Here is an 11,675-nt window from a genome sequence, read left to right as displayed (position 1 = left end):
CGTGCGAGCTCGACCCGCAAGCCAAGCCTCCACAACGGTGATGTCGTAGAGAACTCGGGCTCCACACTTGATGAAAGCTGGGCCGGCGCCTTTGAGCCGCCACTTCGGTGGGGTTCCAGGCGCTACCTTTACGAAGGCAGCAAACTCGTCGCTTGTTAGGTAGCGTTGATCGCGGTGCATGCTTGTCGTCCTTGATGCACGCCGACTCATTCGGCGGAACGACAAGCAATGTTCAGCGCATTTAACCCCGATAATAACGCTTAGTTTTCGGGTGACTTGGCCCGATGCGATTGCACCCTGTTGGCCAGCGTCTTTGCCAACTGATCAAGCTCGTTTCGACCTTCTTCGTCTAATCGGTGCTCGCCACCTGGGTGAATGGAGATTGCTAGCGCCTTGGCAGCCTCTTCTTTCGTGAATGAACGGGCTTCTAGCACCTGCATCGCAGCCGCAAGCATCCCATCGCTCCACCCCGCAAGGTGTGGGCTCGAACCCTTTGGCCTTCCCTGCGGCTTGGGAGCGGTACGCATCGAGGCGGCGAGATCTGGAAACGACTGCGAAGCTGGACCTTCTAGAGCAAGCTGGAAGCCCGGAACCGTATCGCAAGCGAGTGCAAGCACCAGTGCAGGCCAAGACGACTCGGAAGGAGACAATCCATAATGATCGAACAGCAGTGGGAGCTTGCCTAAGCGCTCATGAAAAATGCTCTCGGACCATTTGGCATGCCTCTGCTCGTTCTCAGCAGCCTCAAGCACCAGCGAATACGCGGGCAGGTCTCGCTCGATAGGAGCGGCTAGGCTCCCGCTGAAGCCCGCTTTCTTTGCGTTCATCAGGAAACTCCCTGCCGTATCTCGTGCCCCTTCCTGAGAGCAGCCTCGATCCGCTCTGATACTCGATCGGCGGCCAGCCGAGCTGGATCCTTGTCAACGTGGGCGTAGAGCGCTGTGGACCTCGCGTTGGCGTGACCGAGGATTGCACCCGTTAGAAGAATTGCTTCTCCTGAGGAGGACGCGACGCTGCCGAGGGTGTGTCGGAGGGTGTGCGGCGTTATGCCCGGTAGATCAGCCCGCGCTACGATCTTTGGCCAGATGCGCTTGGTTCCTTGGTAAGGTCTGTCGGGGGTGCCGTCCGCCGGAAACACGAAGCCCTGGCCCGTGTTCTTGACCGAAGCGAGGAGGACCCTCGCAGCTGTTCCAAGAGGCCGCACACTTCGACCAGTTTTGCTATCAGCAAGCCTCAGGAAGCCAGCCTGCAAGTCAACTTCAGACCAGCGCAGCGTGGCAATCTCATCGCGACGGCACCCGGTCAGCGCCCATAAACGGGCAATGTTGAGCGCCTTTGGGTTGATGCCCTCCGCCTCAAGTTCACTAAACGCCCGACCCAAACGCTCAATCTCCTCCAGCGAGAGGAAGCGATCCCGTCGATTGTCAGTCTTGCGGATCGCGGCGCGATCGACTGGATTCTCGCTGACAATGCTTCGGCGTCTGGCAAATGAGAAAACAGCAGATAGATCTCGGACGGTCTTTCTTGCGGCGCCTTCACCACCGCGGACCACTATACGGGCGCGCCCCTGTTTGATGTCCTTGGCAGTTCTGCCTGCGGTGACATCGCGGACGAACCGTTCAATCTCACCGGCGCCTATCTCGTCGACGCGCTTTGATCCCAAGAGCGGGATCACGTGGTGACGTAGGCGGGCCAGAGTGTAGGCCTTCGTACGGTCTTTCATGGGTTGCCCCTGAAGACGACCTCGCTGAATGAAGCACCCTTCTTCCGCATAGAGGTCTATCAGCTGCCGGACGGTAAGTTCCTTACGTCTTGTGGAGCGCTCCCCAGCAGGGTCCTGCCCCGCAGCCACCGACCCCAGTAGCACGCGCGCACGCTTACGAGCTTCATCGGGCGTGAGCTGGCCATGCCTACCAATGGTCATCAGCTTCTGGGGAGCGGTGCGACCGCCACCATTCGCCCTGTACCGGATGAAATAGGTTTTTACGCCGGACGGCTCAATCCTCAATCCGAAGCCAGAGAGATCATCGTCCATCAGCGTGAAGCGACGCTCAGCAGGCATAGCGCCATCCACCACGCGCTTGCTGATGCGTACTTTTCTTTCCAAAAGATCATTCCCGAATGGATGCAGGTCAACACCAAGTCAACACCCTAAGGGGAATATGGAGGAAAGTCACGGAACTTCAATCAATGGAAAAGAGGTTTTATGTCAAAGCCTTATCTATGCACGGGAATCTAGTGGAACCCGAAGGAATAGGATCGAACAACCTTGCCAAGGTTGGGGTCGAGGGTTCGAATCCCTTCGCCCGCTCCAGTTTCAAAGACGCAAAAAGCCGCGGGAAACCGCGGCTTTTGTCGTTTCTGGGGGTTGCGGCTGAAAGCGGCCGGAGATGGCGCGGAAAGGCGCGGGTTACCGCGTGGTTACCAGAGCTTCGAAGCCTAGCAAGCATCGAACACCTGAAGCGCCCCTGGTGCATAGAATGGCTTAAGAGGGCTCGAAGAGTGGATCGTGCCGAACGCAGCGATAAAGCTGAACGTTGAAACTTGCTTCGAGGCGGGGTTGGGCGGCTTTGTATCAGTTGGCTGCTCACAGAGCCTACCGCCGTAGGCCTCACCTTCTTCGATCAGCGCTTTGCTCCAGCCCGCTAAATGGCGTCGCCCACAGGTCGCAAGCAGAAGCTTCACGAGGCCGCCTAATTCATATCCTGGCCCGCAGGCGCAACAGCTAGTCGATCGAGACAGTGCAGTCGTGCCCGGGCCCCTACCGGTACTTGCAAGCGAGACTTACTCGTGAGCAGAACAACCTTCGTCCACGTCGACCCTGCCAACGACGCAGGGGGATCCCAGGTGGGCTATCATGTGACCAGTGGGAATAAATCTGAGGTGCGAGAATCAACAGGATACCCACACGTCTTCCACCGGCTTCTCGGCCGCTTATGCAGGGATCGTTTGATGCCAAGGTTGCGGTGCCGCGCGTAGAATGAAACGGTGCCCAAAATTTGGGTAAAGTGGCGACGGACAGGACGTTGGTCGCTGCCACGATCCGTAGCTTGGCCGCAGCATAGCTTTCGTCGGCCTCTACAGGGCCAAAGGATAGAAGCTCATCTGGCGAGGTCTCAAGCACTGCCGCAATGCGGACCAAAGTCGCGAGATCGGGTTCCCGCCGGCCGCTTACGTAGTTTCCGTACCGTCGTTCGCTAAGACCAACTCGACGCGCCGCTTCAGCATTGGAAATCCCTAGCTCTTCGGCACGCTTCCTGAGGTTCGATGCGAAAGGCTCCATAGGAACATTTTGTTCCTGACATACCCCACGGGTCCATGTACGTTCCGGCACCACGATGGCGAACGGAGCGTGGTGGTGAAAGAGCAATACGTCGGGGACATCAGCGACTATCGGAAATACGCGCTTCTGAGGGCATTGAGCGCCGAGGGCAGCAACCGCATCGGTGTGTGTTGGATGCTGACGCCTCCGGACGGCCGCAGTGATGGACGCAAGATCAGCTATCTAGAAACAGCCGCATCGCTACAGGTGCTTCGATCCGGAACTCTTCGACCTGCTTGCACAAGCTGCTGCCCAGCCTGATCGACGTCGGCTGCATTCGATAGAAGACAGCGGAGCCATTCCGGGTGCCCTCTACTTCAACCAAATTCTGGAAGACAGTGTCGTCGAGCGCCACTCCTTCATGCAGGCATGCCGATCGGCGTTAGCCTCTGCCGATCTGGTGTTCTTTGATCCGGATAACGGTCTAGAGATTTCCCTACGGAAAGGCCGCAAGAACTCGTCGAAGTTTGTGTACCTCGATGAGATCGCCGCATTCTACGCTGCCGGCCAATCAATCCTCATCTACCAGCATTTCCCGAGGATCGAACGCGAAGCATTCATTGCTCGATGTGCTGAGCGTCTGCGCGCCATAGCACCCAACGCCGATGTCTGGGCGTTTCGCACAAAGCACGTCGTCTTCCTTCTGCTGATCAATCCACGCACCACAGCAGCCATCGAGCCTGCGGCGCACTCGGCCACTTCACGCTGGCCGGCCGACTTCATCCGTGGGCATCGGATCGAACGATAATTGTTCCGACTATTTTCACTATGTTTTTTTGGGGTTTTGGGGAGGGTTTGTGATGACGTTCAAGATGATAGCGACCGCGGGTGCAGCCGCTTTGATGGCAAGCGCCTGCACGCCGGTTGAGAGGAGGACTGAGCTGACCAGCGCGGTTGCAGGACGCGAACTAACGGCCGGTCCGGGCGACGTTGTGATGGAATTCAAGGCCACGAAGCCTTTGCCGAATGCGTTCGGAAGCGCGGACATCTTCGGCCGCACGACAGATGCGGGACGTACGATTGTGCGTTTCGTTGGGAGCCAAGGGCGAAGTGCGATCTTCGAACGCTCCGACATCTCGGTCGAGAGCAATGCCACGACCATGAATCAGACGCCGCTGGTTATGCCTCAAACCTCGCACACAAACGTTCAGGGCATGGTCGGCGGGACGCCTGTCACAGCCACCTCAACGTCGACCTCTTATTCCGTTGTCGGTCCTCGGCCGACATCCAGTTACGCGACAGCGTCCGCACCGATCATGATCTCTCTGGCTGAGGGACAGAGTGCACCGATCCAAGGCCGCGTTCTGAAGGTGATCCAGGTCTCCGCGACTTCGATTGTGTACAGCGTGAACTAACACCCAGCCGGTTGGGTAACGTTCCCCGGATAGGTCGCAGCCGGTTTCGGGTCCCTTGAGCCATCGCTAAAATAACCAGATATAGGGGGAGGTTTGAATGCCTCCCCGGCTGAAGCTGGTGGGCGCGCTAGGGCGGCACGAGGGGCACTGGGCCCCTCCGCCCCCGCCGCCATGCAGCGGCCGTCCGCGTACGGCCCCTGCCCCGCCGCGTACACGCCACGCCGGCAGCTCACCCATAGGCGGCGTCTAGCGCGGCCACCGCAGCCGCGAATGGCCAGCATTGAACCAACGCCAATTTGCGCTCGTCATCATCTCGCATCGGCGAAAAGAACACGTTGGACGCTAAAGTAGTCTGATCTACATTTGTTGATAAATATCCGATCCAATATTTCTGCTGACCTTAAAGTAAATGTGTGCAAATTTCGTCGGAAAGTATCATTTTCTGGCGCACGTCAGTATCGACGAAGTTGTCCTCCACGGCCCGCATGGCCATCGCCGGATCCTGCTGACGGATTGCCCGTATCAGATCATCATGAAAGTGCAGCATCTGCCGAAGCGGCCCCAATCCCAGCATGACGCTGACATGGGTGATGAAGTCCGAATGGATCGACCGATATGCGTTGATCATAAATGGGTTCTCGGTCGCTTCGATGATTGACAGATGAAACCGATGATCAAAGTCGGCGAATTCCGCCACATCGCCGTTCAGCGCGGCATTGTAGCACTTCTGCCAAGCGTCCTCGATCGCGGCGAGCGCAATGGCTGATCGTCTCTCGGCCGCAAGACGCGCGGCCGGGACTTCGATCGTCCGGCGGAATTCGAAAAATTGCAGTATCGCACCTGCAGAGCCGATCTCTCCGGTCTGCCGCTCAGGGAAGTCACGCCCTGTTACGAAAGTTCCGAGCCCGCTTCGCGACTGCACAAGGCCGAGATGTCCCAGCACCCGCAAAGCCTCGCGAACTGTGGAGCGGCCGACGCCAAGCTGAATGCTGAGTTGCTGTTCGGAGGGAAGCCTTGCGCCTGTGCTCCATCCTTCTTCCTGAAGCATGACGCGGATTGCTTCGATTACCTCATCGACCAAAGACGTGCGTGCAACTTTTTTCAGCGACTTCGGCACAAGAGACTTCATCCTTACCCCTTTGCTTGCCTCTTCATAGCGGCTTTGCCTATGCGCTGGGCGGCGTATGGCGAACATATCATCATGCTACCAGCTTGTCTGACAGCTATCATCATGGTCTGCTTTCAAAAGGATCCTCGTTGGCCGGCTGTATTATGAGGTAGGCGATGGAATTGAAGCAATTGTTTTATTTCCGAGGCATCGCAGAGGCTGGAAGCTTTGCGCGTGCTTCTGAGCGCCTGAATGTCGTGCAGCCAGCACTCAGCAATCAGATCAGTAAATTGGAGTGCCAACTTAGGACGCAATTGTTCAAGCGGCACGCGCGGGGCGTCTGGCTGACGGAGGCGGGAAGCCTGCTGCTCGACCATGCGGTGCGGATATTGGATGCGGCCGACGAGGCTCGACGGTCGGTGGAAGAGTTCGGCCTGAAGGACCCAGAGGGTAATGTCACCATCGTGATGCCGACCACGCTGGCCCTGGTGATCGCACAGCCTTTGCTGGATCGCATCCGTGCCTTGTTTCCAGGTCTGAACGTGCAGATCGTCGAGGCTCTAAGCGGTGAAATCAACCAATGGTATGCGCGGGATCGCTTCGATCTTTCGGTTCTCTACGAGAGCAGGAGCAAGGTTGCAGACGATGCAGTCCCGCTGTGCCGAGAGGATCTCTATCTGCTTAGGCCAGCTGGGGGCACCGCAGATTCCGTGCCGACAATTAGCTTTTCGGAAATTGCCGGCTATCCCCTTTATCACACCTCGCGCATCCATTCCTGCCGCCAACTGCTCGACGAGACCAGCGAACGGATGGGAATTGCATTGAATTATGCCGCGGAGGTCAATTCCATCCAGATCCTCCAGGAAATGATAAGCCAGGGTGGGGGCTTTTCTGTCTTTCCCTGCGTTGCTCCACCTCAGCCGTCTCGCAATGGAATCAGCTACCAGCGCATCGTTGATCCGGGCATGAGCCTCAAAAGCTATATTGCCCCCGCTCGCAACAGGTGCGTATCGCGCGCGCAAAGAGTGGTTATGGACCTTCTCCCAAAGCTCGTTCGTGGGCTTGCTACTGGCGAGCCCTCGCGAGAACCGCGGGACAGCGCGGAATTCGTGAGCCTCAAATCCGCGTAGACCCTTCGCATATCGCGATACCTCGCGTAATGAAAAAATATTGGAAAATAAATATCCAATAAAATAACACTGAAAACACAGATACTGTCTTTCTGAATCGATCAAGATTGAAATATTGATCGGTTTAACCGAAGTGATGCGGGGAAATACATGCGCAATGCGTTTTCTATTATCTTCGCATCTCTTGTGTTTTTTTCGCCTGCTTTTGCGCAGGATGTTCAGATCCCGGTGATCGCTCCGCTGACGGGGCCGATCGCCTTGGAAGGAACATCGCAACGCAACGGCGCTGTTCTCGCCATCGAAAGTGCTGCTTCGCTCAAGATCGGCACGAATGTGCTCGACACGGCCGGCGCGGCGGAGGGCGGGGCGAATGCGCTTGAGCGCGTCGCCGGAGCGAAAGGAGTCGTTGCGGCAGTCGCGCCGATGTTTGGCACGCAAGTATTGCCAATGATTCCGCTTGCTGACGAATACGAAATCCCGCTTTTGACCACGGCGGGAACTGCAGCCATCACGGAAAAGGGAAGTAAGTTCGTCTTTCGCTTCTTTCCTTCCGACTTGGTGGCGAAGCGCGCACACGCACGATACGTTCTGGAGGATCTCGGAAAGAAGCGTATCGCAATACTCTACAATTCCACAGCATACGGGCAAAGTGGATACGAGACGTTGTCCTCCTACATCAAGCAGGGCGGCGGTGATGTCGTATATTCAGACGGAATTGAACTTACGATCAAGGATATGATGCCGACGTTCGCCAAGATGCGAGCGGCCAATCCCGATGTTGTTCTTATTCAAATGCACACAGCGTCCATGGCGTTGCTGCTGCGTCAATATCGACAGGCCGGCTTTAATTTGCCGGTCGTGGCTAACACCATGCTCACCATGCCGTCCACCGCCGCGCTCCTGGATCCCGCCGAGTTGAAAGGCCTGTGCGCTGAAACCTCTGCCTGGATCGGCAAGGGTTTGTCGCCGGAGCTCGACAAGTTCATCGACGATTACACAGCCAAGTATAAAGCCGCGCCGGATTTCTTCGCCCTGCAGCAATATGACGGGGTGAACATGGCGATCGCTGCGTTGAAAGCCGGCGCGCAAACGTCGGCTGACGTCCAGGCATTTCTTGCGACCGAGGAATACGCCGGCGCCGCTATGACATACAAATCTGACGGCAAGGGCAATATGGCCCATTCATCCGTCATTGTCTGCTTCGACGGCACCTCTCGGACGCCCGTCATGATCAAGAGCTACGCCGGGAAGCCGGACGGCCTCTGATCTTCTTTCCGCAGAGCCAGATACAGGCAATCGACAATGTTGCAGCTTGCTGTGAATACCGTTGCGCTCGGCTGCGCCTATGCGCTCGTGGCACTGGGGCTTGTCTTGGTGCTGAACGCCACCAACGCCGTCAACTTCGCGCATGGGTCGCTGGTGATGCTCGGCAGCTATCTGGCATTTGCGATAGGTGCGGCTGTGCCTGCCATGGGCATCGTCATTCTTCCGCTGGTGCTGCTGTCAGCCGCTGCTTTCGGTCTCGTTCTGGCGCTCGTCGCCTATTTCCCGCTCCGAAATAAGCCTGTGGTCGCGGTGTTTATCTCAACCGTCTCCGCGGGCTCCATCTTCGAGAACCTCGTTCTGCTCACCTTCGGACCGGAACCGCGCAGCGTGGTGCCGATCTTCGGTTCCGGGATCGTGTCTCTCGGAGATGTCGTCATCAGCCAGCAATCGGTGGCGGTGATCTGCACCGCCACCGTGCTGATCCTCGGACAATATCTGTTGTTCACGCGGACACGGTTCGGGCAACGGATGCGCGCCGTGGCGCAGGACCCCGAGATGGCGGCGGCAGCGGGCATCAACGTTCACATGATGATCGCCTTCACCTTCATGCTCGCCGCTGCGCTTGCTGGTGCTGCCGGCATGTTCCTGTCGGCGACCTATTACGCTTCGCCGACCGATGGCGGAAATTACATGATGAAGGCCTACCTCGCGGTAACCATCGGCGGATGGGGCAGCATTCCCGGGACCGTCATCGGTGCCTTCATGGTCGCGCTGTTCGAGGTTCTGATTCCCGCCATCCCGGCGCTGATCCCCGGCCTTGAGGCCGTATTGCCGACCCACATCCTGTTCTCGATGACGTCGTCCACCATCGCGCTCTTCCTAACCTTCCTCGCAGTTCTCCTGCTGCGGCCGCAGGGCTTGTTCGGCGAAGCGATCAAGAAAAGGGCCTGACGGTGCATAGCCTCAATCCTCGTATCGCGGTCGGGCTTGCTGGCCTGCTGGCGCTCTGCGCGTGGCCAATGATTTTCTCGACGCCCTTCGAATTGCGTATCTTCACGCTGGTCGGCGTGTTCGCGCTGATGGTGATCGGCTATCAATTCATCTTCGGGCATGTTGGCGCGCTTGCGCTCTCGCAGGCAACCTTCTTCGGTATCGGTGCCTATGTGACGGCCATCCTGGCCGTGCGCCTGGACTTCACCTTCCCGGTGACCCTTGCCGCGTCCATCGTGTTCGCGCTGCTGATCGCCTTTTTCATCGCCATCCCGGTGTTGCGCCTCAGCTCGCATTATTTCGCGCTGGCAACGCTCGGTATCAGCCAGATCGCCACTCTCCTCGCGCTGGAATGGGTTTCGCTGACCGGCGGCGGAAACGGGCTTCCAGGTGTGCCGTTGCCGTCGATCGGCGGGATTTCGATCCCACGCGGATGGCCCATGCTGTTGCTGGTATGGGGATTTGTCGCAATCGGCGCGTTTTTCGCCTGGCAGATGATGCGCGGGCTCTATGGCAAAGCCTGCCATATGCTGCGCGAGGACGAGGTTGCGGCCCGCTCGCTCGGCATCGACATCGATCGAATCCGGCTGACCATGCTGCTGCTGAGCGCCGGTTACGGCGGCGCCGCCGGCGCGCTCTTCGCTCATGTGAATCGCATCGCCTCCCCCGAGGCGCTCGAATTCAAAACGATGGTCCTGTGCCTGACTATGGCTGTCGTCGGCGGCCGGACCCGCGTCTCGGGTGCGATCATCGGGGCCTTCATCATCGTCCATCTGCCCGAATGGTTTCGTGTGTTCGAGCAGGCCTACGTGATGATCAACGCGATCATCCTCATCACCCTGCTGATTCTGGCTCCTGAAGGCATCGCCGGCCTGATCGCGCGGCTTCTGCCGAAAGGGAAAGGTGTCGATCGGCAGAAGATGCTGTCAATGAGCAGTCGTCCCGGCGCGAGCCCGGAGCCGCGCGGCGCGCTCCTGCCGTCGAGCACGCCCATCCTCGAAGTACATGGGCTCGTCAAATCCTTCGGTGGCGTGCGGGCGCTCGACAACGTCTCGTTTCGGCTCCAGAGAGGTACCATAACGGCCGTCATCGGGCCCAACGGTTCTGGCAAGACGACGCTCGTCAACTGCATCACCGGGCTGGAAAAGCCGGACGACGGCGCGATCACCCTCGGCGGCGCCGAGATCACGGGTGGCATGCCGCACGACATCGCCCGGCGTGGCATCGCGCGGACGTTCCAGAATCTGCGTCTCGTCGACGACATGAACGTCCTCGATAATGTAGCCGTCGCACGTTTTGAGGCGGAGAAGATTTCGCCGCTCGCCGCTCTGCGGGTGGGGCGCGAGGACGCAAGCCTCCAGCGGGCCCATTCCTATGCATTGCACCTGCTGCACCGCCTTGGCGTCGAGGAGGTGGATCGACCCTGCGGTTCGCTCGCCTATGGAGTGAAGCGGCGGGTGGAGATCGCGCGGGCGCTGGCGCTCGATCCGCAGGTCATCCTGCTCGACGAGCCGGCTGCGGGGCTCAACGAATCCGAGCAGAACGACCTTGCAAATCGCCTCCAGGACCTCGCGGCAAGCGGCGTCACGCTGCTCATCATCGAGCACAACATGCCGTTCCTGCGTTCGCTGGCAACGTACATGATCTGCCTTGACCAAGGTCGCCTGATCGCGGAAGGGCGCCCTAGGGAGATCTATGAACATCCCCTGGTTCTTGATGCATATCTCGGGCGCGGCGCGGCCGGCCGTGAACATTCCGCAGATGACGGGATCGCGGTGCAGTCATGAACGAAGCAGCCCTTCTCGAAGTAAAATCGGTCCGCGTTTCCTATGGGCAGATCACCGCGCTCGATGGCGTCAGCCTGTCGATCAATCGCGGTGAGGTCGTCGCTCTGGTCGGTTCTAACGGCGCGGGCAAGACCACTCTGATGAAGGCCATCGTCGGGCTTCTGCCGCTGGCGTCCGGTAACCTCTTCCTTGACGGACGTGATATCGCGTCCGTGGCAACGCATCGGCGAGTTCGCGGAGGCATCGGCTATTCCCCAGAGGGACGGCGGGTGTTCCCGGGGCTCTCGGTGCGCGAGAATCTCGAAGTGGCCTCCCGCGACGACGCCCGTGCCACGGCCGCGCTGATCGAGCGGATATACGCAATCTTCCCCGCGCTTGAGCAAAAGGAGCGGGCATTAGGCTGGATGCTCTCCGGCGGCCAGCAGCAGATGCTTGCGATCGGTCGCGCGCTGATGCTGCGGCCCTCGCTGCTGCTGCTGGACGAACCCTCACTCGGTCTTTCTCCCAAGCTGACGGACGAGGTGCTCAATCATGTTCCGAATCTGGTCAAGGACGGGACCGCCGTGCTGATCGCTGAGCAGAACATGCTCAAGGCACTGGAGATCGCGGGACGCGCCTACGTTCTGCGAAACGGCCGCATCGTCCAATCCGGCGCCGCTGCCGACCTCAGAGTCGATAGATCGGTGCGCGACGCATTTCTTGGAGGCCATTGATAAA

At 58.8% G+C, this 11,675-nt stretch carries 11 protein-coding genes and 2 pseudogenes; 7 read left to right on the top strand and 6 right to left on the bottom strand.

Features of this window, described 5'->3' with window-relative positions; translation table 11 throughout:
- Window positions 1-260: 260 nt before the first annotated feature.
- The 5 genes and pseudogenes from ACQ6S1_RS12960 to ACQ6S1_RS12940 form a co-directional block, all read right to left on the bottom strand.
- A complete protein-coding gene (locus ACQ6S1_RS12960; RefSeq protein WP_445041626.1) occupies window positions 261-827 on the bottom strand; it encodes a hypothetical protein in 567 nt (188 codons plus the stop codon).
- On the bottom strand, window positions 827-1,723 hold the full coding sequence (locus ACQ6S1_RS12955; RefSeq protein ID WP_508162247.1) for a tyrosine-type recombinase/integrase: 897 nt from the start codon (window positions 1,721-1,723) through the stop codon (window positions 827-829). Before ACQ6S1_RS12955 ends, ACQ6S1_RS12960 begins: the two co-directional genes overlap by 1 nt.
- Before the next feature lie 153 nt (window positions 1,724-1,876).
- A pseudogene (locus ACQ6S1_RS15405) lies at window positions 1,877-2,035 on the bottom strand (Arm DNA-binding domain-containing protein); the annotation flags it as partial.
- 1,059 nt (window positions 2,036-3,094) lie between these two features.
- Window positions 3,095-3,283: pseudogene (locus tag ACQ6S1_RS12945) on the bottom strand (helix-turn-helix domain-containing protein); the annotation flags it as partial.
- A 214-nt stretch (window positions 3,284-3,497) separates the two neighbouring features.
- Window positions 3,498-3,677, bottom strand: coding sequence for a hypothetical protein (locus tag ACQ6S1_RS12940; protein WP_445041625.1), 180 nt, complete (start codon window positions 3,675-3,677; stop codon window positions 3,498-3,500).
- A gap of 6 nt (window positions 3,678-3,683) precedes the next feature.
- Between ACQ6S1_RS12940 and ACQ6S1_RS12935 the strand changes: the two genes are divergently transcribed.
- Together ACQ6S1_RS12935 and ACQ6S1_RS12930 are read left to right on the top strand one after the other, a co-directional pair.
- A complete protein-coding gene (locus ACQ6S1_RS12935) occupies window positions 3,684-4,070 on the top strand; it encodes a hypothetical protein (RefSeq protein WP_445041624.1) in 387 nt (128 codons plus the stop codon).
- 52 nt (window positions 4,071-4,122) lie between these two features.
- Window positions 4,123-4,677: a hypothetical protein gene (locus tag ACQ6S1_RS12930; RefSeq protein ID WP_445041623.1), complete on the top strand. Its 555-nt coding sequence runs from the start codon at window positions 4,123-4,125 to the stop codon at window positions 4,675-4,677.
- A gap of 400 nt (window positions 4,678-5,077) precedes the next feature.
- Here the strand turns inward: ACQ6S1_RS12930 and ACQ6S1_RS12925 are convergent, their stop codons facing one another.
- The gene (locus ACQ6S1_RS12925) at window positions 5,078-5,806 is read right to left on the bottom strand and encodes a FadR/GntR family transcriptional regulator (protein WP_445041622.1); all 729 of its coding nucleotides are present in this window, start codon (window positions 5,804-5,806) and stop codon (window positions 5,078-5,080) included.
- A gap of 155 nt (window positions 5,807-5,961) precedes the next feature.
- Between ACQ6S1_RS12925 and ACQ6S1_RS12920 the strand changes: the two genes are divergently transcribed.
- From ACQ6S1_RS12920 to ACQ6S1_RS12900, 5 genes are all read left to right on the top strand, one after another.
- Window positions 5,962-6,915 (top strand): LysR family transcriptional regulator, encoded by a 954-nt coding sequence (locus tag ACQ6S1_RS12920; protein WP_445041621.1) that lies wholly within the window; start codon window positions 5,962-5,964, stop codon window positions 6,913-6,915.
- A gap of 150 nt (window positions 6,916-7,065) precedes the next feature.
- Window positions 7,066-8,181, top strand: coding sequence for an ABC transporter substrate-binding protein (locus ACQ6S1_RS12915; RefSeq protein WP_445041620.1), 1,116 nt, complete (start codon window positions 7,066-7,068; stop codon window positions 8,179-8,181).
- Window positions 8,182-8,217: 36 nt separating this feature from the next.
- Window positions 8,218-9,132 carry a branched-chain amino acid ABC transporter permease gene (locus tag ACQ6S1_RS12910; RefSeq protein ID WP_445041619.1) on the top strand — a complete coding sequence of 305 codons (915 nt, stop codon included), beginning with the start codon at window positions 8,218-8,220 and terminating at the stop codon, window positions 9,130-9,132.
- Window positions 9,133-9,200: 68 nt separating this feature from the next.
- Window positions 9,201-10,958, top strand: a complete 1,758-nt coding sequence (locus ACQ6S1_RS12905) for a branched-chain amino acid ABC transporter ATP-binding protein/permease (protein WP_445041618.1) — start codon at window positions 9,201-9,203, stop codon at window positions 10,956-10,958.
- Window positions 10,955-11,671, top strand: coding sequence for an ABC transporter ATP-binding protein (locus tag ACQ6S1_RS12900; RefSeq protein WP_445041617.1), 717 nt, complete (start codon window positions 10,955-10,957; stop codon window positions 11,669-11,671). The genes ACQ6S1_RS12905 and ACQ6S1_RS12900 overlap by 4 nt, the downstream gene beginning before the upstream one ends.
- Window positions 11,672-11,675 lie beyond the last annotated feature (4 nt).

The organism is Terrihabitans aquatilis (assembly GCF_052542005.1).
Note: the sequence above shows the minus strand (reverse complement) of the source record. Positions and strands in the feature narration are given on the sequence as shown.

Excerpts from the sequence above, each read along its gene's own strand:
- ACQ6S1_RS12905 (WP_445041618.1), top strand. The coding sequence starts at position 9,201 with ATGATTTTCTCGACGCCCTTCGAATTGCGTATCTTCACGCTGGTCGGC.
- ACQ6S1_RS12925 (WP_445041622.1), bottom strand. The coding sequence starts at position 5,806 with ATGAAGTCTCTTGTGCCGAAGTCGCTGAAAAAAGTTGCACGCACGTCT.
- ACQ6S1_RS12920 (WP_445041621.1), top strand. The coding sequence starts at position 5,962 with ATGGAATTGAAGCAATTGTTTTATTTCCGAGGCATCGCAGAGGCTGGA.
- ACQ6S1_RS12955 (WP_508162247.1), bottom strand. The coding sequence starts at position 1,723 with ATGAAAGACCGTACGAAGGCCTACACTCTGGCCCGCCTACGTCACCAC.
- ACQ6S1_RS12915 (WP_445041620.1), top strand. The coding sequence starts at position 7,066 with ATGCGCAATGCGTTTTCTATTATCTTCGCATCTCTTGTGTTTTTTTCG.
- ACQ6S1_RS12910 (WP_445041619.1), top strand. The coding sequence starts at position 8,218 with ATGTTGCAGCTTGCTGTGAATACCGTTGCGCTCGGCTGCGCCTATGCG.
- ACQ6S1_RS12935 (WP_445041624.1), top strand. The coding sequence starts at position 3,684 with ATGCAGGCATGCCGATCGGCGTTAGCCTCTGCCGATCTGGTGTTCTTT.
- ACQ6S1_RS12900 (WP_445041617.1), top strand. The coding sequence starts at position 10,955 with ATGAACGAAGCAGCCCTTCTCGAAGTAAAATCGGTCCGCGTTTCCTAT.
- ACQ6S1_RS12960 (WP_445041626.1), bottom strand. The coding sequence starts at position 827 with ATGAACGCAAAGAAAGCGGGCTTCAGCGGGAGCCTAGCCGCTCCTATC.
- ACQ6S1_RS12930 (WP_445041623.1), top strand. The coding sequence starts at position 4,123 with ATGACGTTCAAGATGATAGCGACCGCGGGTGCAGCCGCTTTGATGGCA.